Source organism: Pseudomonas sp. BN411 (genome assembly GCF_029871235.1).
Taxonomy (GTDB): Bacteria; Pseudomonadota; Gammaproteobacteria; order Pseudomonadales; family Pseudomonadaceae; genus Metapseudomonas.
In genome coordinates this window covers 512,090-534,268 of the sequence record NZ_SSOM01000073.1, presented here as the reverse complement: position 1 = coordinate 534,268, position 22,179 = coordinate 512,090, and the positions used below count along the sequence as shown (strand labels likewise).

Below are 22,179 nucleotides of genomic sequence, written 5' to 3'. Positions count from 1 at the left end.
CTTCTAATTATCGGAAGATATGCGCCAGACTATAGCCTGTTCAGGCGAAAAGCCAGATTGGCGGCCCCCTATGTCAACCGCAAAGCCCGTGCCACGCAGTCTCGACAGCTGGATCAAGCACCTCGACGGGGTGCGCCTGCCCGTCCCCGCCGCCGCCCATGAAAAAGTCCGCCGCGCATTGGGTGATAGCCGCCGCTCCCTGCGCGATATCGCCGACCTGACCCAGGACAGCCCCGCCCTCGCCCTGAGCCTGCTGCGCGAGGCCAATGCCGCCGGCAACATGCTGAGCAGCCCGGCGGAAAGCCTGGAAGTCGCCCTCAGCCGCCTGGGCCTGAAGCGCGCGGAAGTCCTGCTCAATCGCCTGCCCGCCGTCCCCGAGGACGACATCCCGCAGTCGCTGCGTCAGCTGCAGCTGATCAGCCAGCACGCAGCGCAGCAGGCCAACGGTCTGTTCGCCGCCCGGCTGGCCCGCCTCTGGCAGGAAATCCACTGGTGCAGCCTGCTGTTCCTCTCCCCCCTCTGGCCGCTGCTGGCCAGCCACCCGGAGCTGTTCGATACCTGGGAGAAGCGCGTATTGGGCGAGGGCGAACCGGCTGCCAAGGTCGAACGCGAACTGCTCGGCGTCCCGTTGTTGCGCCTCTGCCAGACCCTCGCCGAGCACTGGAAGCTGCCCGACTGGATCATCCAGGGCTATCGCCTGCTGAGCGATGACCGCCGCATGCTGGTCAAGGCCGTGCACATTGCCCGCGACAATGGACATCCGCTGCAACAGACGCAGCAACTGGACGCCGACCCCATCTTGAGTCGCTGGCTGACCCAGCCCGGCAACACCGTCCTGCTGGCGAACGGCCTGGCAGTTTCCGCCCATGTCGGTTGGGGAGATGGACACAGCCTGCGCTGGCAGCGCCTCACCGGACTGTTCATGAAGGTGCCGCTGGACGAACTGCAGCAGCAGGTTCACCAGCACGCCGCACACAGCGGACGCCTGCACGCCCGCGGCGACCTCTGGCACCCCGCCGAAGCACTGCTCTGGCCGTGGAACCAGCACCGCCTGCGCCGCGAACCGGTTGCAGCACCGCCCCCTACCGCCGACGCCCTGGAAGACTGGCGTCGCCACTGCGGCGAGCTGCTCCGCGAGCCCAGCCCCTTCGCCAACGTGGTGCAGCTTTCCGCCTGCGCCCGCGACGCCCTGGAAAGCGGCGGCATGCGCCGGGTCCTGGTGCTGCTGGCCGACCGCACCCACAGCCGCCTGCTCGCCCAGCAGCAGGTGGGCCTACCCAAGGACGCCAACGGCCTGCAGCTGGACCCGAACCAGAGCCAGGTGCTGCGGCGCCTACTCAGCCAGCCGGTCCAGCTACGCCTGGGGCCGGACAACATGGCGCAGTTCTCCGCCCTGCTGCCCGGCCAGTTGAAGAGCCTGTTCCCGGGGCACCACCTTCTGCTGCGCTCGATTGCCGTGAACGGTCGGGTGGCCATGCTGGTGGTGGCCGACCAGGACGGCGCGCCCTTCGCCGAAATCAGCCTGCGCGCCTTCGCCAAGACGGCCCAATGCATCGAGCGTGCGCTCGCCAGCTTCGCCAGACGCGGCCGTTAGGCTTTCCTATACAATCTGCCACTTTGCCCATTACTGGAGGCTTCCATGTCTGCCTTCTCCAACCTGCCGCTGGTGATCGAACCGGCCGAGCTGGCGCCCCTGCTTGGTGCCGACGAGCTGATTCTGGTCGACCTCACCAGCGCCGCCCGTTACGCGGCCGGCCACGTGCCGGGCGCCCGCTTCGTCGATCCTAAGCGCACCCAGCTCGGCCAGCCGCCGGCACCGGGCCTGCTGCCCGCCAAGGCCGACCTCGAAGCACTGTTCGGTGAACTGGGCCATCGCGCCGATGCCACCTACGTGGTGTACGACGACGAAGGCGGTGGCTGGGCCGGCCGCTTCATCTGGCTGCTGGATGTGATCGGCCATCAGCGTTACCACTATCTGGACGGTGGTCTGCACGCCTGGCTGGCTGAAGGCCGGGAAACCAGCGACGCCGTACCGGCAGCGGTCGGCGGCCCGATCCCCCTGACCCTCCACGACGAGCCTACCGCCACTCGCGAGTACATCCAGAGCCGCCTCGGCGCCGCCGACCTGGCCATCTGGGACGCCCGCGGCCCCGGCGAGTACAACGGCACCAAGGTCCTGGCTGCCAAAGGCGGGCACATCCCCGGCGCGGTCAACTTCGAGTGGACCGCCGGCATGGACCCGGCCCGCGCCCTGCGCATCCGCACCGATATGGCCGAGATCCTGCAGTCCCTGGGCATCACCCCGGACAAGGAAATCGTCACCCACTGCCAGACCCACCACCGCTCGGGCTTCACCTATCTGGTGGCCAAGGCCCTGGGCTACCCGCGCGTCAAAGGCTATGCCGGCTCCTGGTCCGAATGGGGCAACCACCCGGACACCCCGGTCGAGAGCTGAAGCGCCCATCAAGGAAATCCAATGAAAGAACGCCTCTTCATCATCAGCCAGTACCTGCTGCCGCATCACCTGCTGTCGCGCCTGGCTGGCTGCATCGCCGAATGCCGCGTGCACTGGCTCAAGAACGCCTTCACCACCTGGTTCGCCAAGCGCTACCAGGTGAACATGAGTGAAGCGCTGGTCGAGGATGTCACCGCCTACGAGCACTTCAACGCCTTCTTCACCCGCGCCCTCAAACCCGGCGCGCGTCAGCTGGACGAAACACCCGGCGCCATCCTCTGCCCGGCCGACGGTGCCATCAGCCAGATCGGCCCGATCGAGCACGGCCGCTGCTTCCAGGCCAAGGGCCACAGCTTCAGCGTGCTGGAACTGCTGGGCGGTGACGCCGAGCGCGCCGCGCCCTTCATGGGCGGCGAGTTCGCCACCGTGTATCTGTCGCCGAAGGACTACCACCGTGTGCATGCGCCCCTGGGCGGCACTCTGCGGGAGATGGTCTATGTGCCGGGCCGACTGTTTTCGGTGAACCAGAGCACCGCCGAGAACGTGCCGGAGCTGTTCGCCCGCAACGAGCGCGTGGTGTGCATCTTCGACACCGAGCGCGGCCCGATGGCCGTAGTGCTGGTAGGGGCGATGATCGTCGCGTCCATCGAAACCACCTGGGCGGGCCTGGTTACGCCGCCCAAGCGCGAACTGAAGACCTTCAGCTACGACGAAGCGGCACGTGCGCCGATTACGCTGGAAAAGGGCGACGAACTCGGCCGCTTCAAGCTGGGTTCCACCGCCATCGTGCTGTTCGGTCCGGACCAGGTACGCTGGGCCGAAAGCGCGTGGCCCGGCAGCCAGGTGCGGATGGGTCAGCTGCTGGCCATGCCGAAGGACGCCTGACCGGATGCCATCCCGGCCGAACCCCAGCGTTCGGCCAGGACTGGATCAGGAAGTTGACACGCCCTGGCGGCAATCTGCCAACGCCTCTACAGCCCAGCCATGGATAGGCTGCCACTGTTCAAGGATGCTGATAGAGTGCTGAAATTCAATCCATTACCTCACGCGAGATGTCGGAGAACTCGACCCGGATGGAGCACCAGAGCCCTCACCTGCTGTTGCGCGTACCCGCCCCTAGCAAACAGAGCCTGTCCTTCTGCGATGCCACCCCACGTGAGCTGAAACGCTGGATCGCCCATCTGCCCAAGGCCAACCTTGGGGAAACCGCCCGTCAGCTCTATCAGGCCCTGGTGGAACTCAACCAGTTGGTCACTCCGACTGACAACCGTCTGCAACTCCTGGAGCTGATTCGTCCGGAAGTGCATTTCGTCTGCCAGCACCTGGAAAGGCACTTCCTCAATCAATCCATCGTCCTGGACGAGCGCCCACGCAAGGTCGCCAATCTCTGCCAGGCCCTGCAGAACCACCTGGCCATCGGCTACAAGCTGATCATCGTTCAGGAATCGTCGCGCCCCAGCCGTGATCGCGACCGCGCCCAGCTCCTCGCCCTTGCCCTGCAACGGGCGACGCACAGCCTGAACGGCCCCTTGATCCGCTCCAGCCAACTCTATTGCCCGGTCCCCGAAGGTCTCTGGCTGGAACTGCACCAGCTCTACCAACTAGCCGAAAGCCGCCAGCTCCACCGCGTTGTCGTGCGTGATCCGCTGGCCCGCCATACGCAAGGGCTGAGCACCGAGCAGAGTTACCTGGCCGCACTGCTGCTGGGCTGCGCCCGCTGCAACCAGATGCGTCAGATCGGCATTGCCCGCCTGGCTGAAGTCCTCGCACCCTGGAGCGCCCTGGTGCGACTTCAGTCCGCCGAGCTGCCGTCCAGCCTCTTCGCGGTGGCGCCGCAGCTGGACGGCCCCCCCCGTTACAAGTCGCTGTTCCAGGAAGTGGAGCCGCGCACCCTGCTGGGCCTCGACCCGCTGCCGCTGGTGGATGCCATCAAGGAATACCTGCTGCTGCCGGTCGAGCAGCGTAGCCAGTCGCGCCTGCAGGTGCCGGAGGGCATGACCCTCGATCTGCTGCAGCACGTGAGTTCGGCCTGGGGCGACATTTCCGAGCGCACCTTCCAGCGCAATCCCGGCCAGGGCAGCCTGACCCTGTGCATCGGCATGAGCGCCCTGCACTTCTTCCTCGCAGGCAGCCGTCCCTTCAGCGATGTGCTCAAGCTCCCGCAGGATACCGGTCAAGCGGTATTCGACACCTTCGGCAAGCCAACAGCGAAGGATGTCTGGGCCAACGCCTTCGACGCCCAGCCGACTCAGGGCTGGCAGCGCGGCATACCGCTGGAGGAGATCGAGTACAGCCGGCCGGTTTCCGCAAACAGCGCGCCGCCGCCCCAGGTCAGCACAGGCCCGGAAAGCTATCCGACCTTCAACGTCGCTGTGGTCAACCACAGCCCCGGGGGCTATTGCCTGAGCTGGCCCAAGGAAGTCCCCAGCCAACTGCAGGCCGGCGAGCTGCTCGGCGTACAAGACGCACCCGGCCAGGGCTGGAGCATCGCCGTGGTGCGCTGGATCCGCCAGGTGCGTGGCGGTGGCACCCAGATGGGCATAGAACTCGTGGCCCCCCAGGCGCAATCCTGCGGTGTACTGCTGATGCGCAAGGGTGAGCAGAACAGCCATTACCTGCGCGCCCTGCTACTGCCGGCAATTGGCGCGATCTCCCGCCCGGCCACCCTGATCACCCCGCGCCTGCCCTTCCAGGAAGGCAACAAGGTGCAGATCAATCTTCACGGCGACGAGCATCGTGCCGTGCTCACCCGGCGACTCACCAATACTGGCAGCTTCAATCAATTCGAATACCGGGTGTACGAGCAGCCGACACCGCCACGAGGGAAACCGGTCACAGGTCCGGGAAGCCAGCCACAAGGCGGCGAGGAAGACTTTGACTCACTCTGGAAGTCGCTGTAGATTCCCGACGAATCCACCATTCGTCGCCTATTCGCGCTCGTTCGGCGCTAAGCACAGGCCATGGCCATCGAAAAGAAAACGATCCGTCTGCTGATCCTGGAAGACTCGCAGAACGAAGCCGAGCGACTGGTCAGCCTTTTCCGGAATTCCGGTCGCGCGACTCGCGTCCACCGCATCCTTTCCGTCGACGACCTCAATGAGGCCCTGCAGCAGAGCTGGGACCTCCTGATCGCGTCCCCAAGCAGCGAACATCTCAGTCCCGGCGAAGCCCTCAACAGCATCCGCCGTCAGTCCAAGGACATTCCGTTCATCCAGCTGGTGCAGGACAACGACTCCGACCTCATCACCGAAGCCCTGGCACTCGGCGCCCAGGACGCCCTGCCCCAAGGCGAGGACGAGCGCCTGGTGCTGGTGGCCAACCGCGAACTGGCCAACCTCGAACAACGCCGCGCCCGCCGCGCCGCCGAGGTCAGCCTGCGGGAAGCGGAAAAACGCTGTCAGTTGTTGCTGGACAGCTCCGTGGACGCCATCGCCTACGTCCACGACGGCATGCACATCTATGCCAATCGCGCCTACGTGGAGATGTTCGGCTACGACGATGGCGACGAACTCGAAGGCATGCCGATGATCGACCTGATCGCCGGCACCGACCAGGCCGGCTTCAAGGACTTCCTGAAGAATTACCGCGATGGCGAAGGCGCTGGCGAGCTCACCTGCAGCGGCTGCAAGGTCGACGGCCAGAGCTTCCAGGCGCGGATGAACTTTTCCCCCGCGTCCTATGACGGCGAGCCCTGCATCCAGGTGGTGATCCGCGCCGAAACCGGTAGCGCCGAACTGGAAGAGAAGCTGCGCGAAATCAGTAGCCAGGATCTGGTCACCGGCCTGTTCAATCGCTCCCACTTCAACGAAATGCTCGACGTTTCCGCCGAGCGCGCCGTCAAGGCCGGCCAGCCGTCGAGCCTCGCGTACGTTCGCGTCGCACGCTATTCCAGCCTGCTGGCCGAAGTCGGCATCGCCGGCGTCGACCTGCTGCTCACGGACCTCGCCAACCTCCTGCGCGCCCACTTCGCCGGCGACGCCCAGCTTGCCCGCTATGGCGACGACGTGTTTGGTGTCCTGCAGCAGGGCGTCACGCCTGAGCAGGCGACAGAAAGCCTGCAAAGCCTGCTGAAGAAGATCGATATCCATCTCTTCGACGTCAGCAGCCGAACTGTGCAGGTCAGCCTGTGCGTCGGCGTCGCCGGGCTCAGCGAAACCACGCCCAAAGCCCAGGATGTGGTGGATCGCGCCCATCGCTGCTCCGACGAACTGGGCGATCTGAACGGCCTCAAGCTGTACGACCCGGCCGAAGAACTGGCCGCTGCGGCCAACCGTGGCAACCTGGTGGCCATGGTTCAGCAGGCGCTGGAGAACAACAGCTTCCGCCTGCTGTTCCAGCCGATCATCAGCCTGCGTGGCGACAACTTCGAGCATTACGAAGTGCTGCTGCGCCTGCTCAATTCGCAGGGCGAGGAAGTACCACCCGTCGATTTCCTCGATGCCGCCAAGGACGCTGGCCTGGCCGAGAAGATCGACCGCTGGGTGATCCTCAACTCCATCAAGTTGTTGGCCGAGCATCGCACCAAGGGTCACAACACCCGACTCTTCGTCCACCTCTCTGGCGCCAGCCTGCAAGACCAGACCCTGCTGCCGTGGCTGAGCGTTGCCCTGAAGGCCGCGCGACTGCCCTCCGATGCGCTGATCTTCCAGTTCAGCGAGCCGGACGCCATCGCCTACCTGAAACAGGCCAAGGCGCTGACCCAGGGTCTCGCCGAGCTGCATTGCCAGGTAGCGCTGAGCCAGTTCGGCTGCGCACTCAACCCGTTCAACACGCTCAAGCATCTCGCCATCGATTTCGTGAAGGTGGACGGCTCCTTTACCCAGGACCTGGGCCGCGCGGAGAACCAGGAGGTTCTCAAGACCCTGCTGGCAAGCCTGCATGCCCAGGCCAAGCTGACCATCGTACCCTTCGTCGAAACCGCCAGCGTGCTGGCGACCCTCTGGCAGGCCGGCGTCAACTACATCCAGGGTTACTACCTGCAAGGCCCCAGCCAGGCGATGGACTACGACTTCTCCTCTGGCGACGAGTAAGGGCGAGCCCGGTCTCGAACGCCATCCACGAAAAAGCCGCCCGAAGGCGGCTTTTTCATTTCCGGTCAGTCACTCAATCCCTGCCGTCGCGATCGCGGAAGCCGAGCAGGTAGAGAATGCCGTCCAGGCCCAGGGTGGAAATGGCCTGTTTGGCGGACTGTTTGACCAGCGGCTTGGCGCGGAAGGCAACGCCCAGGCCGGCCAGGCCCAGCATCGGCAGGTCGTTGGCGCCATCGCCGACGGCGATGGTCTGCTCCAGGCGCAGCCCTTCCTTCTGCGCCAGTTCGCTCAGCAGGTCCGCCTTGCGCTGCGCATCGACGATGGGCTCGATGGCCACGCCGGTCAGCTTGCCGTCGACGATCTGCAGCTCGTTGGCGAACACGTAGTCGATGCCCAGCTTGGCCTGCAGTTGTTTGGCGAAGTAGCTGAAGCCACCAGAAAGAATGGCGGTCTTGTAGCCCAGGCGCTTGAGCTCGGCGAACAGGGTTTCTGCCCCTTCAGTGAGTCGCAGGGAGGCGCCGATCTCTTCCAGGACGTCCTCGGACAAGCCCTTGAGCAGGCCCAGGCGCTCCTTGAAGCTGGCACGGAAATCCAGTTCGCCACGCATGGCGCGCTCGGTGATCTCGGCGACCTTGTCGCCCACACCCGCAGCCTTGGCCAGTTCGTCGATCACTTCGGCTTCGATCAGGGTCGAATCCATGTCGAACACCGCCAGTCGGCGATTACGGCGGAACAGCGAGTCGCGCTGGAATGCGATGTCGACGTTCAGTTCCTGGGCCACGCTGAGGAACTCAGCACGCAGGGCCACCGGGTCGGCCGGCTCGCCACGTACGGAAAACTCGATGCAGCCCTTGCCCTGGTCGGCTGGCATATCCAGCGGCATGCGACCCGACAGACGGTCAATATGGTCGATATTGAGGCCGTACTTGGCGGTGATGGAACTGACCCGCTGCAGTTGCTCGGCGGTGACCTTGCGGGTCAGCAGGGTGACGATGTAGCGGCTCTTGCCCTGACCGTCGACCCACTGCTGGTAATCTGCCTCGGGTACCGGAGTGAAGCGCACCTGCTGATCCAGCTTGTAAGCCGTGAACAGCACGTCCTTGAGCACCGCCGAGCCTTCGGCGTTATCCGGGATTTCCACCAGGATGCCGAACGACAGGGTGTCGTGGATCACCGCCTGGCCGATATCCAGGATGTTCACGCCACCCTGGGCCAGGGCACCGGTAATGGCCGCGGTCAGGCCGGGGCGGTCCTCGCCAGTGATGTTGATCAGGACAATCTCGCGCAAGTCGCACCTCACTCAGCGCATGAAAAGGCGCACATTCTACCCACTTTCGCGGCGCCCGCAGCATGCTCGGCGCTTTGCCCTGCAAGGGGCGCTCGCTATACTGCGCCACAATTTCGTCCGAGAAGAGCCGCGCTCTGTGAACCGGCCCACGCCTGTCAAACCCGACAATTTCTTCCTGCTGATCTTCCATGCCCTGCGCCAGCGGCGCGTGCCGATCGCCTTGCGCATCGCCAGCCACAGCTTGCTGTTGGTGGCTCTGGCGCTGGTGATCTACGCCTGGGTCATGGGCATGCAGTTCAAGCAGGCCATGCAGCAGCAGGCCGACGCCCTGGGCCAGAGCCTGACCGCGCAGACCGCTGCGTCAGCCACGGAGTTGCTGGTGTCCAACGACATCCTCAGCCTCAACGTGCTGCTCAACAACCTGGTGAAGAACCCGCTGGTGGCCCACGCGGCCATCTACAGCGTGGACAACCGCATCCTTGCCGAGGCCGGTTCGCGGCCCAAGCAGGGGCTGCTGGGCGAGGCCGAAGGCCTGTATTCGACGCCTATCACCTTCCAGGAAGTGATCGCCGGCCATCTGCGCCTGAGCCTGGACATGGAGCAATTCCAACAGCCCATGACCATCAGCCTGCAAAGCATGGGCCTGCTCAGCCTGATCCTGCTAGCGCTGACCCTGTCCCTGAGCCTGCGCCTCGGCCGACACATCTCCACGCCCCTGCTGCAACTGCGTGTCTGGCTGCGCGACCCGGACGACCCCGCGCCCGGCGCCGGCCGCCAGGACGAAATCGGCGACCTGGCCCGTCAGCTCCAGGCGCGCCTGGTACCGGAGAAACCGGAACCCGAGCCTGAGTTCGATCCCATCCCGGAAGAAGACTACGCCGAGGCCGACGAGGACTATCTCGAGGACGAGCAGGACGAGCAGGACGATCCGGATCATTTCGAGGTCCGCGACCTGCGTGACAACAGCTTCGACGGCGAGGAAGAGACGCCGAGCACGCTGTTCACGCCGGATGACGAAGATCCCTTCTCCGAACTGCGCGAGGAAATGGCCGAAGACGAGCCGGCCCCTGCTCCAGCCCCCGTTGCTCAGGAGGAACCGCAAAACAGCGCGGTACTGGCCATCCAGCTGGGCGCCCAGGACCAACTGCGCCGACTGCCGCGTGCACGCCTGATGGACCTGCTGCAGCGCTACCGAGACTGCCTCGATCAGGCCGCCCGTCTCTACCACGGCCAACTGCTGACCCTGAACGACGGCAGCAGCCTGATGCTCTTCCACAGCAAAGACAGCGACGAGGACTACCTGACCCACGCGATCTGCTGCGGCGAACTGATGCGCGCCCTGGGGCACGCCCTGCAGATCGAGGTCGCCGACAGCGGCATCACCCTGCAGCTGCAGCTCGGCCTGACCCACGGCGAAGACCTCTCCGGCCTCAGCCAGGGCGACCTGCTGCTCAACGACAGCACCCAGAGCGCCCTCGCCCTGAGCCAGCACAGTCGCAACCTGCTGCTGGTGGAACGCGCCATTGCCGAGGACGACCTGGTTCGCCAGCGTGCGCGTATCCGCGCCATCACCAGCCCGGAAGGCGCCTGCTGCGTTGAACGCCTGCTGGAGCCCTATCCTTCGCTGCTGGAACGCCAGCTGTCGCGGATGCATGAAGCTCGCGCGCACTGAATGCACAAATGACGAAAAAGCCCGCAGATGCGGGCTTTTCTTTGCCTGCGACGCTCTCAGTGGACAATTGGGTACAGCCTGGAGCGTAGGGTGCGCTGTGCGCACCGAGGCTTCGATTCCCCGTCAAATTGCGCCGGTGCGGACGGCGCACCCCGCCGGATTGGCTTCACCCTCGGGACGAAGAACTCCCGACGAACACGCATGAAAAAGCCCGCATCAAGCGGGCTTTTTCACAATCCAGCAATCAGAAGCGGAAGACTTCCACGTCGGTCCGAACTGGCGCCGCCATGGGGATCTTCGGCGGCTGCGGCTCCTTGGCCTTGGCCGGCTGATTGGCAGCTGACGGCTTGCGCGGCGCCTCGACTGCAACCGGCTGGCCTTCCAGGGGCTTCACGGCAGCGGCCAGTTGCTCGGCCAGTTGCTGCAGCAGCTTGCTCTGGGCCCGCACCTGGTCGGCGGCGGTTCCGGCATGGGGCTCCTCAAGGCGCACCAGGCGGCTGTCACGCAGCTGACCGGCACGATCCAACAGGCGCCATTGCGCCTCCAGCACGGCCGGGCGCTGGGGGCCGGAGTCGAGGCGGCTGATGGTCAGCAGCACCTGTACTTCCGGAGTGAAACCGGGGTTGCCCGGGGCCAGCACCAGGCGCTGGCTGTCCAGGCGCCAGGACAGCTGACGCAGGAGAACCTGGTCGATATCCGCAGCCAGGCTGCCAGCCCAGCGACCGTCCGGGGCAGCGGTCAGGCTGCCGTCGGCCTGGCGTTGCAGGAGGGTTTCACGCTGGAGGTAGTCGGCCACGGTCACCGGGCCGAGCAGTACTTGCATCCCAGCCTTCTTTGACGGCACCTCCGGGGTGCCTGCATCCAGCTGAAACATGGGAATCGGTGGGCTATGTACACAACCGGCCAGGCCCAGGAGGCTCGCCAGCATCAAAGCCAGGGGAAAACGCACGCTCATCAATCTCACCCACGGCCGCCTTGTGGGCAGCCTGCAGTCGAATTCATTCGTCCTTGCCATCATCAGGGAACGGCAAGGGGACATATCATCCGTCAATGTGACGCAGGACTCCATAGCCCCACGTCAATTCGCCGTCGCCACCGTCAGGCGAGCGGTTCCACCTGCAGCGCGTCAACCCGCTGGAAGCCGCGTGGCAGCTTGTTCCCACGGCGTCCGCGCTCGCCCTTGTAGTGCTCCAGATCATCCGCCTTGAGCGACAGGGTGCGCTTGCCAGCCTGGAGGACGAGGGTTGCACCGGCCGGTAGCACCGCCAGATCGGTGAGGTACTCCTCGCGGCTTGCAACGCGATCGCCAGGGATACCGATGATCTTGTTGCCCTTGCCCTTGGCCAGTTGCGGCAGGTCGGCGACCTTGAACAGCAGCAAGCGGCCCTCGGTGGTCACCGCTGCCAACCAGTCTTCTTCGACGCTCTGCACCAGACGTGGCGGCACTACCTTGGCGCCGGACGGCAGGCTGAGCAGCGTCTTGCCGGCCTTGTTCTTGGCCTGCAGGTCGGCGCCCTTGACCACGAAACCGTAGCCGGCGTCCGAGGCGATGACATAGGTGGCGTCATCCTCGGGCAGCAGCACGCAGTCGAAGTTGGCCCCCGGTGGCGGCGTCAGCCGGCCGGTGAGCGGCTCGCCCTGGCCACGGGCCGAGGGCAACGAGTGGGCCGCCAGCGAGTAGCTGCGGCCGGTGGAATCGATGAACACCGCGTACTGATTCGAACGGCCCGGTGCCGCCGCCTTGAAGCCGTCGCCGGCCTTGTAGGACAGGCCGGTTGCGTCGATATCGTGGCCCTTGGCGCAACGCACCCAGCCCTTCTCGGACAGCACTACGGTCACCGGCTCGGTGGGCATCAGCTCGGTTTCCGACAGCGCGCGAGCCTCGGCGCGGGCGACGATGGGGGAACGGCGGTTGTCGCCGTAGGTTTCGGCGTCCTTGATCAGCTCCTCACGCACCAGCTTCTTCAGCTTGGTGTCGCTGCCCAACAGGGCCTGCAGTTTCTTCTGCTCTTTCAGCAGTTCCTCCTGCTCGCCACGGATCTTCATCTCTTCCAGGCGTGCCAGTTGGCGCAGACGGGTGTCGAGGATGTAGTCGGCCTGGATCTCGGTGAGATCGAAGCGTTCCATCAGCACCTGCTTGGGCTGGTCCTCGGTCCGGATGATGTGGATCACCTCATCCAGATTGAGGAAGGCGATCAGCAAACCGTCCAACAGGTGCAGGCGCTTTTCCACCTTGTCCAGGCGGAACTGCAGACGACGGCGCACGGTGCCGATGCGATAGGTCAGCCACTCGCTGAGGAGGGTACGCAGGTCCTTGACCTGGGGCTTGCCGTCCAGACCGATGACGTTGGTGTTGACCCGGTAGCTGGACTCCAGGTCCGTGGTGGCGAACAGGTGCTGCATCAGTTCGTCGGCATCCACGCGGTTGGAGCGCGGAATGATGACGATGCGAGTGGGGTTCTCGTGGTCCGACTCATCGCGCAGGTCCGCCACCATCGGCAGTTTCTTGGCCTGCATCTGGCCGGCGATCTGCTCGAGCACCTTGGAGCCCGAGACCTGGTGCGGCAGCGCGGTGACGACGATATCGCCGTCTTCCACGCGGTACACGGCACGCATGCGCACCGAGCCACGACCGGATTCGTAAATCTTCAGCAGTTCGGCACGGGGAGTGATCACCTCGGCCTCGGTGGGGAAATCCGGGCCGAGAATGTGTTCGCAGAGTTGCTCCACGGTGGCGCTCGGCTCGTCCAACAGACGCACGCAAGCGGCGGCGACCTCACGCAAGTTGTGCGGCGGAACGTCGGTGGCCATGCCCACGGCGATGCCGGTGGTGCCGTTGAGCAACAGGTTCGGCAGGCGCGCCGGCAGGGTTGCCGGCTCATTCAGGGTGCCGTCGAAGTTCGGTACCCAATCCACGGTACCCTGGCCCAGTTCGGACAGCAGGACTTCCGAATAGCGCGACAGGCGCGCCTCGGTGTAACGCATGGCGGCGAATGACTTGGGATCGTCCGGCGCACCCCAGTTTCCCTGGCCGTCCACCAGCGTGTAGCGGTAGCTGAAGGGCTGGGCCATCAGCACCATCGCTTCATAGCAGGCGGAGTCGCCATGGGGGTGGAACTTGCCGAGCACGTCACCGACGGTACGCGCCGACTTCTTGTGTTTGGAGTCGGCGTCCAGGCCCAGTTCGCTCATCGCGTAGATGATGCGGCGCTGTACGGGCTTCAGACCGTCGCCGATATGCGGCAGGGCGCGGTCCATGATCACGTACATGGAATAGTTGAGGTAGGCCTGTTCGGTGAAGTCGGCCAGGGAGCGGCGCTCAACGCCTTCCAGGCTCAGATCGAGGGATTCGCTCATGCGTGCCTCACGGAGAAGTGACTTGGCGCAGCACCAGGGTGCCGTCGCGCTGGGTGAATTCGAGTTGTTTCAGGGCGCTCATGCCGAGCAGCACCTCTTCGCCGTCCATGCCCGGCACGATGATCGCTGGCACCTGGGTCAGGCGTATGTCACCCAGGCGCAGGTCCTGCAGCTGGGTGCGGTGGCCGGTGACGCGGCCGTTGGCGGTACTCAGGGTGACCGCGGCGCCGGGCGCCAGGCCAAGGTGCTCGGCGACCCGTGCCGGCACCGCCACCTGGGTGGCGCCAGTGTCGAGCAGGAAGGTCACGGCCTGGCCGTCGATGCGGCCATCCAGCAGGTAATGCCCCTGGCGGCTACTGGCCAGGCGCACCTCGACGTAGCCGTCGCCGTGCACCGACTCGGGCGCGCGATTGGGGTTGTGCTGGCGGTTTTCCCAGACGCCGAAGTAACGCGTGGCCAGGATCAGGCCGATGCCCCATGCGAGCACCAGCATGACCCTTCCCGCGCGCTTGCCCGGCGTCTGTGTGGTCATTTCGCGCTCCAGCCGCCTTTCGGCGCAGTGAAGCGCCAGACGATGGGCCGCCGCTCGCCATCAGCGCGAGCCTTGCCGCCGTTGTCGAGACCTACCCAGGCCCCGTCAACATCTATCCACAAGGCCTCGGCCACGCCGAAAGGCACGCCATAGCGACGGGTATCGGCCAGGGCTTCCTCGGCGAAGGACCAGCAGCGCTCCACTTCGCCACTGCTCGGCTTGCGCCGGCAGATCTGGTGCGCCAGGCGCTCCAGGGTGAAGAGTTTTTCCTCGAAGTAGGCGAGGTCGGAGAAGTCGCGCGGCATCTGCTGCTCGCTGCCAATGGGGGCTGGCGGCGGCTCGGTGCCGGCTTCACTGAAGATCACGCAGCCGCCGGTGCAGCGCCAGGTGGATTGCTGCTTGTGCACCACCATCAGGCCACGGCGCTCACGCTCGGCGGCGAGCCACAGGCGTTCACCCTTGGGGTCGACGGCGACGCCCTCGAGCAGGGCGTTGAAGTGCAACAGCATGCCGCTGGCGCGAGCCTGGCGGATCAGGTTGTCCGGCAGCAGCAGCCAGTTCGGATCGCCAGCCACCGGCAGCTGTAGCACTGCCGCATTGGCCTCGCTGACCAGATAGCGGTTGCCGGCTGCATCGCAGCTGATGCCTTCAAAATCGAGCTCATTTCCCCGCAGCATGCTGATGGCCCAGGAGCGCGCACGGACGCCCCAGGGCAGGCTGCTCGGCGGTGGCGGCGGTGCATGAAACACCTCCGCCTGAGCCTGGAGCACACCGCCAATGGGCTTGAGCCGGTACAGCTGGTTATCCACACGGTCGGACACCGCTAGCAGGTCTTCCCCGCAGCGGGCCAGCCCGGAGAGGTTGCCCTGAGGCATACCGTCCACCGGGTACTCGGAGGCCAGGCGCAATTGCTCGGCGTCGTCGGCGGCCCAGAGTGGTGTGGAAAACAGCAGGGCAAGGAGAATCAGGGCTCCCCTCACACCATGACCTCGGCCAGGTTGCCCTTGGACTCCAGCCAGGACTTGCGGTCGCCAGCGCGTTTCTTCGCCAGCAGCATGTCCATGATTTCCACCGTGCCCTCGGTGTCTTCCAGTGTCAGCTGGACCAGGCGGCGGGTGTTCGGATCCATGGTGGTTTCGCGCAGCTGTGGCGGGTTCATCTCGCCCAGGCCCTTGAATCGGGTGACCTGGGGTTTGCCACGCTTCTTCTCGGCCACCAGGCGGTCGAGGATGCCGTCGCGCTCGGCTTCGTCCAGGGCGTAGAAAATTTCCTTGCCCAGGTCGATGCGGTACAGCGGAGGCATGGCGACGTAAACGTGCCCGGCTTCCACCAGGGAGCGGAAGTGGCGAACGAACAGCGCGCACAGCAGGGTAGCGATGTGCAGGCCGTCGGAGTCGGCGTCGGCAAGGATGCAGATCTTGCCGTAGCGCAGCTGGGAGATGTCCGCGGCGCCCGGGTCAACGCCGATGGCGACGGCGATGTCATGCACTTCCTGGCTGGCCAGCACTTCGCCGCCGTCCACTTCCCAGGTATTCAGGATCTTGCCGCGCAACGGCATGATCGCCTGGAACTCCTTGTCCCGCGCCTGCTTGGCAGAACCGCCGGCGGAATCACCTTCCACCAGGAACAGTTCCGAGCGCATCGGGTCCTGTCCCGCGCAATCGGCCAGTTTGCCGGGCAGCGCCGGGCCCTGGGTAATGCGTTTGCGTTCGACCTTCTTGCTGGCTTTCAGACGACGACCGGCGTTGCTGATGGCCAGTTCGGCCAACTGCATGCCCAGATCCGGGTGAGCGTTGAGCCACAGGCTGAAGGCGTCCTTGACCACGCCGGAAACGAAGGCCGCCGCCTCGCGGGAGGACAGGCGCTCCTTGGTCTGACCGGAGAACTGCGGTTCCTGCAGCTTCATCGAAAGGACGAAGGCGATGCGCTCCCAGACGTCTTCCGGTGCCAGCTTGACGCCGCGCGGCAGCAGATTGCGGAACTCGCAGAACTCGCGCATGGCATCCAGCAGGCCCTGGCGCAGGCCGTTCACATGGGTGCCGCCCTGGGCAGTCGGGATCAGGTTGACATAGCTTTCCTGGACGCTGTCGCCACCCTCGGGCAGCCAGAGCAGCGCCCAGTCCACTGCTTCCTTGTTGCCGGCGAGGCTGCCGCAGAACGGCTCGCTCGGCAGACGCTCGAACTCGCTGACGGCGTCCACCAGGTAGGAGCGCAGACCGTCCTCGAAGTGCCACTCGACACGCTCGCCGCTGGCCTTGTCCTCGAAGGTGACGGATAGCCCCGGGCAGAGCACGGCCTTGGCCTTGAGCACGTGCTTGAGGCGGCTGACGGAGAACTTGTGGGAGTCGAAATACTTGGCGTCCGGCCAGAAATGCACACTGGTGCCGGTGTTTCGCTTGCCGACGCTGCCGATGACTTCCAGCTCGCTGGCCTTGAAGCCGTCGGCGAAGGTCATCATGTATTCGCTGCCCTCGCGCTTGACCCGCACTTCGACGCGGGTGGACAGGGCGTTCACCACCGAGATACCCACGCCGTGGAGGCCGCCGGAGAACTGGTAGTTCTTGTTGGAGAACTTGCCGCCGGCATGCAGCTTGGTGAGGATCAGCTCGACGCCGGGCACCCCTTCCTCGGGGTGGATATCCACCGGCATGCCACGGCCATCGTCGATGACCTGCAGCGAGTTGTCCTCATGGAGGATCACCTGGACGCTGCGGGCGTGGCCGGCCAGGGCCTCGTCCACGCTGTTGTCGATGACTTCCTGGGCCAGGTGGTTGGGTCGGGAGGTGTCGGTGTACATGCCCGGGCGCTTGCGCACCGGGTCGAGGCCGGAGAGGACTTCGATGGCATCCGCGTTGTAAGTAGCCATGGATTCCCTTTCAGTCAGAGGTCGGAAAAGTCGATGTCACGCCACAGCTGCGCGGGAAAGCCGGCAAAGGCCAGCAAGGCGGGCAGATGGGCGGGGAAGTTCTGGAAACCGTGGTCGCCGCCGGCCTCGATGCGCAAAGCACAAGCGCGGTAGTAGCGCTCCGCCTGGCGGTAGTCGAGGGTTTCGTCGGCCGTCTGCAACCAAACCTGGTAGCGGGCCGGGTCCTGTGGTGGTGGCACTTCCAGTTCGGCCAGCGCCGCCACATGCTCCGCCGTCAGCTCCCAGATTTCGTCGCTGTAGTAGTTCTTCTGTGGGCCGAGCCGGCCATCGAACAACCGGTGCGGGGCTACCGCAGGGTTGATCAGCACGGCCGAAAGACCGTGGCGCTCGGCCAGGTGGGTCGCATAGTAGCCGCCCAGGGAGCTGCCGACCAGCACCGGGCGCCGCAGCTCGGCAATGGCGTCCTCGAGCTGGCCGATGGCCAGGCGTGGATGATGGTGCAGGGCGGGAACCCGCAGGCGATCGGCCAGCCCCAGACGCTGCATGAGCGCGTCGAGCTGGCGCGCCTTGTGTGAAGACGGCGAGCTGTTGAAACCGTGGATATAAAGAAGGCTGGGTTGCGAGCTGGACACGCGGCTTCCTGGCAGGTCGAGGGAAAGTTGTACTTCTTGCCGTGCCGCGGCGCGAAGGTCAATAACCCTTGACGCTGTAATCCACTTCGAAAGTGATTCCAGTTACCCGCGAAACCCCAGTTTCAATGGCGCCATCGCGCCCCAGGCGCAACCAGCGATAACCCGGTGCTTCGTTGCCCACGCAGAAGTCCTCGCTGCCAGGCGCGAACTGCACGCAGGTGGACGGCGATGCCAGCAGGCGCACGCCGTTGCGAAGCTGATCGAACTCCTGGTGGACGTGGCCCCAGAGCAGCGCTCGCACCTGTGGATAACGGTCCAGCACGGCGAACAGGCTTTCGGAGTTGCGTACGCCGATCGGGTCCATCCAGGCACAGCCGATGGAAACGGGATGGTGGTGGAAGCTGACCAGCACGTGGCGCTCGCCGGCGCCTTCGAGGGCTTGCTCCAGCAGGGCAAGTTGTTCCACAGGGAAATGGCCGGGAACAGCACCGGCGATGGTGGAATCCAGCAGCACCACCCGCCAATGGGGGAAATCGACGATTGGTTCCAGAGCCGAAGTGCCGGCGCAGACATCGCGCATCACCGGGACTTCGTCGTGGTTGCCGGGGAACCAGCGGGCAGGCGCGGGGATGTTCGCCACCAGCTCGCGGAAAGTTTCGTAGGACTCGACCGAACCGTCCTGGGAAAGGTCGCCGGTGGCCAGCACCAGATCGATACCCGATTGCTCCTCCAACACCTGGTCGATCACCCGGCGCAGGCTGTCGCGGGTTTCCATGCCCAACAGCTTGCCGTCCGCTTCGGCGAACAGATGGCTGTCGGATAGCTGCACCAGCAGCACCGACTCGTCAGCAGCGGGGAGGACTGGATTGGGCAAGGCCTTCTCCTTGGGCAAGGTGTTCCGATTATGGTTGCTGCGCGCGCAATGGGTAAACCCGCGAAGCGGGAATGGTTCACAGTTAAGGGTTGCGGATCGCGCCGCGCCGACCAGCCGCAGTTCGTTACGAACGCAACTAGAGGACGACCGGCTCCAGCTCGTGACCACAGGCCAGGCAGTGGCTCAGCCACTCGCCGAGGAAGAGATTGAGCTGGCTCTTCTCGTCGGGCTGGTGCATGTCGGCATTCGGATAGGAATACACACTGCGGAAGCGCCGTGCGTTCTCGGCACCGACCACTTCGGCCATGCGCGCGTCATGGTAGACGCGCACTTCCAGCTGCGGCGACGGCAGCCAGGGCAGGCTGTGCTCCTGGCGCACCTGCAGGGTGGTGGTATAGGGGCAGGCTTCGACCACTTCCAGGGCCAGCACACCGAGCAGGCGCTCGCCCTGGCTCAGCGCGACACGCCGGGAACCACGCACCTCGCGCATCTGCGGGAGCAGACGCATCAGGCGCGCGTAGTTCGCCTCGCAGGCTGCTTGCAGCCCGATGAGGTCCACCCGGTAGCGATCGCGCAACAGATTCACGTCCACAACCCCCTGACTTCGGTACGGTTCAGCGCCAGCCACTGCAGGGCCAGCATGGTCGCGGCATTGTCCAGCCGCCCTTCACGCATGAGGGCCAGGGCGTCTTCCAGCGGCAACACATGCACGCGGATGTCTTCGCCCTCCTCCGCCAGCCCGTGTACGCCACCCGCACCGCTGCTGTCGCAACGCCCGAGGTACAGATGCACACGCTCGTTGGAGCCCCCTGGTGAAGGATAGTAGGTGGTGATCGGCCAGAGCGAAGTCAATTGCAGATCGGCCTCTTCGACGGCTTCCCGACGGGCGACCTCTTCCGGCTCCTCGTCCTTGTCGATCAGCCCGGCCACCAGCTCCAGCAGCCACGGGCTCTCGCTCTTGCCATAGGCGCCCACGCGGAATTGCTCGATCAGTACCACCACATCCCTCTGCGGATCATAGGGAAGTACGCAGACAGCATCATGACGAACGAAGAGTTCCCGATGGATGACCGGCCCCATGTCGCCGGAGAACAGTCGATGGCGCAGGCTCAGACGGTCCAGGCGATAGAAACCCTGGAAACAGGTTTCTCGCTCGACGATTTCGACGGCGTCCGGGCCCGGCTTGAAGGTTTCGGTCATGGGAAGGTCTCACTGCTGCGGAAGGCTTCGATCCGCGCATCCTACCCCTTGGTTGCACAGGGCGCAGCCTCTTTGCAGATGGGCCGCGGACTGGGAAGATGCGCGGCGAAAGGCTGCCCGTGGAGCGCGAACTCATGGCCTCTGCGGCAGTCGAAGCCTGCACTTTTTTCCGGAATCCGCCCCCGAAGATGAAGCCGATGCCCCTCGCCAGACTCCTTGCCGCCGCCTGCTTCGGCACCCTGCTCAGCGCCTGCCAGATGCTGCCCGGCGGCAGCGGCAAGCTGGAGCCGCAGCGCCATGCCTGGGAACACCTGAAACCCGGTTGCCAGGGCGAGACCTGCCCGCTGGTGAACATCGACACCATCAGCTTCGCCGACGAACCGCAGCTCAACGAGCTGATCAACGAGCGCCTGCTACGCATGACCCAGGACGCCCCCGGCTCGCCGCTGCCGGCATCGCTCGAGTCCTACGAGAAGGATTTCCTCGCCAGCGCCGAACCGGGTTGGAGCAGCTACCTGCAGGCCAAGGTGCTGGAGCAGCACGACAACCTGGTGCTGGTGGAGCTGTCCAGCTACCTCTTCACCGGCGGCGCCCACGGCATGCCGGGACGCGGCTTCATCAACTACGACCGCAAGCTGGAGAAGCCCCTGAGCCTTGGCGACATGCTGCTTCCCGGCCAGGAAGAGGCTTTCTGGAAAGTCGCCGAGCAGGCCCACCTTCGCTGGCTGGCGACCAACAAGCTCGACCAGGACCCCGATTTCATCAAGACCTGGCCGTTCGAGCGCACCGCCAACGTGGGCCTGGGCTACGGCGCCATGCTGCTGAAGTACGACGTGTACAGCATCGCGCCCTACTCCAGCGGGCATCCGGAAATCCGCATCCCCTACCCGCAACTCAACGGAATACTGAAGCCCCAGTATTTCCCCGGACGCGGCTGAAGCGTCCCAGCAGGAGCTGCAATACGCCGGCCGCCAGCAGTGCCGGCAGGGTCGCCCCCAGCTCCGGCCAGTGATTGGCCAGCAGGTGGTAGATCGCCACGCCACAGCCCCAGGCCAGCAGCGTGTCCCAGCGCAACGCCACGCGCGGCGCGAGTTCAGCGCGACGGCGACGCAGGATGAAGTGATCCACCAGCACCACGCCGAACAGCGGCGCGAAGACCGAGCCGATCAGCAGCAGGAAGTTCTGGTACTCGGCCAGCGGCGCGAAGCAGGCGATCAGGGTGCAGAGTGCGCCGATGGCCAGCGCCAGATGCTCTACCTTCAGCGGCAGCAGGATGCCGCTGGACACCGCCGCCGAATGGATATCGGCGAAGGCCTTTTCCGACTCGTCCAGCAGGATCAGCAGCAGCGGGATACCCATGCCGGCACCGGCCAGGGCCAACAGCAAGGCATTGGCGTCGCTGCCCTCGGCAAAAGCCAGGGTGTAGGCCACGCCAAGGCCCATCAGCCACAGGCAGCCGATGAAGAAGCCCAGTGCGGAACCGATGAACACACCGCCGCCACGACGGCCGAAGCGCGAGTAGTCGGCGATCAGCGGCAGCCAGGACAGCGGCATGGCGATGGCGATGTCGAAACCCAGGGCGAAGGACATGGAACCATCACCGGCACGCGCCATCAGCGCAGAGAAATCGGCGCGATTCAGCAGGTCCCAGGTCAGCCAGACGCAGGCACCCAGCAACAGCCAGATCCCCCAGCGACGCAGGATCCGCCGCACGAAGGCGAGCGGACCGGCCACTGCCAGCAGGGTGGCCAGGGCGCCGAACACCAGGGTCCAGAGCACCGGCGAGGCCAACAGGCTGCCTTCACCCAGGCCTCGGGCGACCAGCAGGCTGGCGGCATCGCGCATCACGATGATTTCGAAGGCGCCCCAACCCACCAGTTGCAGCAGGTTGAGGAACGCCGGCACGGTCGCACCGGCCGAACCGAGGCTCAGCTTGAGCGAGGCCATAGCGGCGAGACCGGTGTCGCTGCCGATCATCGCCGCCGAGCCCAGCAGCAGCACGCCGACGCCGGTACCGAGCAGGATGGCCAGCAGCGCATCGCTGGTACCGAGGCCCGGCGCCAGCAACGCGCCGGTCTGCAGCACCATCAGGCCGAGGCCGAGGGAAAACCAGAGGGAAAACAGGTCGCGCGTGCCGAGTACGCGCTGGTCGAAGGCGACCGGGATGGACGGCGAATAGCTGGTTGGGGTGTTCACGATGGCAGATGCCCTGAAAGGACTGTAGTTATGGTTTGGCCACAAACCGCAAAGCCGGGCACGAGGCCCGGCTTGCG

18 protein-coding genes are annotated in these 22,179 nt (G+C 65.3%); 7 read left to right on the top strand and 11 right to left on the bottom strand.

What is annotated here, in order from left to right; genetic code table 11:
* Positions 1-70 precede the first annotated feature (70 nt).
* From E8F06_RS20360 to E8F06_RS20340, 5 genes are all read left to right on the top strand, one after another.
* On the top strand, positions 71-1,594 hold the full coding sequence (locus E8F06_RS20360; protein WP_280370447.1) for an HDOD domain-containing protein: 1,524 nt from the start codon (positions 71-73) through the stop codon (positions 1,592-1,594).
* Positions 1,595-1,639: 45 nt separating this feature from the next.
* Positions 1,640-2,455 (top strand): thiosulfate sulfurtransferase, encoded by an 816-nt coding sequence (rhdA, locus tag E8F06_RS20355; RefSeq protein WP_280370446.1) that lies wholly within the window; start codon positions 1,640-1,642, stop codon positions 2,453-2,455.
* Between the two features lie 21 nt (positions 2,456-2,476).
* The gene (gene asd / locus E8F06_RS20350) at positions 2,477-3,340 is read left to right on the top strand and encodes an archaetidylserine decarboxylase (protein ID WP_280370444.1); all 864 of its coding nucleotides are present in this window, start codon (positions 2,477-2,479) and stop codon (positions 3,338-3,340) included.
* Between the two features lie 188 nt (positions 3,341-3,528).
* Positions 3,529-5,355, top strand: a complete 1,827-nt coding sequence (locus tag E8F06_RS20345) for a molecular chaperone (protein WP_280370443.1) — start codon at positions 3,529-3,531, stop codon at positions 5,353-5,355.
* Between the two features lie 60 nt (positions 5,356-5,415).
* On the top strand, positions 5,416-7,485 hold the full coding sequence (locus E8F06_RS20340; RefSeq protein WP_280370441.1) for an EAL domain-containing protein: 2,070 nt from the start codon (positions 5,416-5,418) through the stop codon (positions 7,483-7,485).
* Between the two features lie 73 nt (positions 7,486-7,558).
* Here E8F06_RS20340 and serB read toward each other — a convergent pair whose 3' ends face one another.
* Complete coding sequence (serB, locus tag E8F06_RS20335) at positions 7,559-8,773, bottom strand: phosphoserine phosphatase SerB (RefSeq protein ID WP_280370439.1); 1,215 nt, start codon at positions 8,771-8,773, stop codon at positions 7,559-7,561.
* A 136-nt stretch (positions 8,774-8,909) separates the two neighbouring features.
* Here serB and E8F06_RS20330 point away from each other — a divergent pair, with 136 nt between their 5' ends.
* Complete coding sequence (locus tag E8F06_RS20330) at positions 8,910-10,445, top strand: AhpA/YtjB family protein (protein WP_280370437.1); 1,536 nt, start codon at positions 8,910-8,912, stop codon at positions 10,443-10,445.
* A gap of 244 nt (positions 10,446-10,689) precedes the next feature.
* On the opposite strand, the gene E8F06_RS20325 is transcribed toward E8F06_RS20330, so the two are convergent.
* From E8F06_RS20325 to E8F06_RS20285, 9 genes are all read right to left on the bottom strand, one after another.
* Positions 10,690-11,403 carry an ABC-type transport auxiliary lipoprotein family protein gene (locus E8F06_RS20325; RefSeq protein WP_190831906.1) on the bottom strand — a complete coding sequence of 238 codons (714 nt, stop codon included), beginning with the start codon at positions 11,401-11,403 and terminating at the stop codon, positions 10,690-10,692.
* 140 nt (positions 11,404-11,543) lie between these two features.
* Positions 11,544-13,802 (bottom strand): DNA topoisomerase IV subunit A, encoded by a 2,259-nt coding sequence (gene parC / locus E8F06_RS20320; RefSeq protein WP_280370435.1) that lies wholly within the window; start codon positions 13,800-13,802, stop codon positions 11,544-11,546.
* A 7-nt stretch (positions 13,803-13,809) separates the two neighbouring features.
* The gene (locus E8F06_RS20315; RefSeq protein ID WP_280370434.1) at positions 13,810-14,334 is read right to left on the bottom strand and encodes a TIGR02281 family clan AA aspartic protease; all 525 of its coding nucleotides are present in this window, start codon (positions 14,332-14,334) and stop codon (positions 13,810-13,812) included.
* Entirely contained in the window at positions 14,331-15,284 is a 954-nt protein-coding gene (locus E8F06_RS20310; RefSeq protein WP_280370644.1) for an esterase-like activity of phytase family protein, read from the bottom strand. The genes E8F06_RS20315 and E8F06_RS20310 overlap by 4 nt, the downstream gene beginning before the upstream one ends.
* Positions 15,285-15,310: 26 nt before the next feature.
* Complete coding sequence (gene parE / locus E8F06_RS20305) at positions 15,311-17,200, bottom strand: DNA topoisomerase IV subunit B (RefSeq protein WP_280370431.1); 1,890 nt, start codon at positions 17,198-17,200, stop codon at positions 15,311-15,313.
* 14 nt (positions 17,201-17,214) lie between these two features.
* Entirely contained in the window at positions 17,215-17,832 is a 618-nt protein-coding gene (locus tag E8F06_RS20300; RefSeq protein ID WP_280370429.1) for a YqiA/YcfP family alpha/beta fold hydrolase, read from the bottom strand.
* Between the two features lie 58 nt (positions 17,833-17,890).
* A complete protein-coding gene (gene cpdA / locus E8F06_RS20295; RefSeq protein WP_280370427.1) occupies positions 17,891-18,706 on the bottom strand; it encodes a 3',5'-cyclic-AMP phosphodiesterase in 816 nt (271 codons plus the stop codon).
* Between the two features lie 136 nt (positions 18,707-18,842).
* Positions 18,843-19,298: a DUF1249 domain-containing protein gene (locus tag E8F06_RS20290; RefSeq protein ID WP_044870743.1), complete on the bottom strand. Its 456-nt coding sequence runs from the start codon at positions 19,296-19,298 to the stop codon at positions 18,843-18,845.
* Entirely contained in the window at positions 19,289-19,906 is a 618-nt protein-coding gene (locus E8F06_RS20285) for an NUDIX domain-containing protein (protein WP_190831412.1), read from the bottom strand. The genes E8F06_RS20290 and E8F06_RS20285 overlap by 10 nt, the downstream gene beginning before the upstream one ends.
* A 197-nt stretch (positions 19,907-20,103) precedes the next feature.
* Between E8F06_RS20285 and E8F06_RS20280 the strand changes: the two genes are divergently transcribed.
* A complete protein-coding gene (locus E8F06_RS20280; protein ID WP_280370424.1) occupies positions 20,104-20,844 on the top strand; it encodes a DUF3298 and DUF4163 domain-containing protein in 741 nt (246 codons plus the stop codon).
* Here E8F06_RS20280 and cytX read toward each other — a convergent pair.
* Positions 20,801-22,102, bottom strand: coding sequence for a putative hydroxymethylpyrimidine transporter CytX (gene cytX / locus E8F06_RS20275; protein ID WP_280370422.1), 1,302 nt, complete (start codon positions 22,100-22,102; stop codon positions 20,801-20,803). The two genes, E8F06_RS20280 and cytX, sit on opposite strands and share 44 nt — an antisense overlap.
* Positions 22,103-22,179 lie beyond the last annotated feature (77 nt).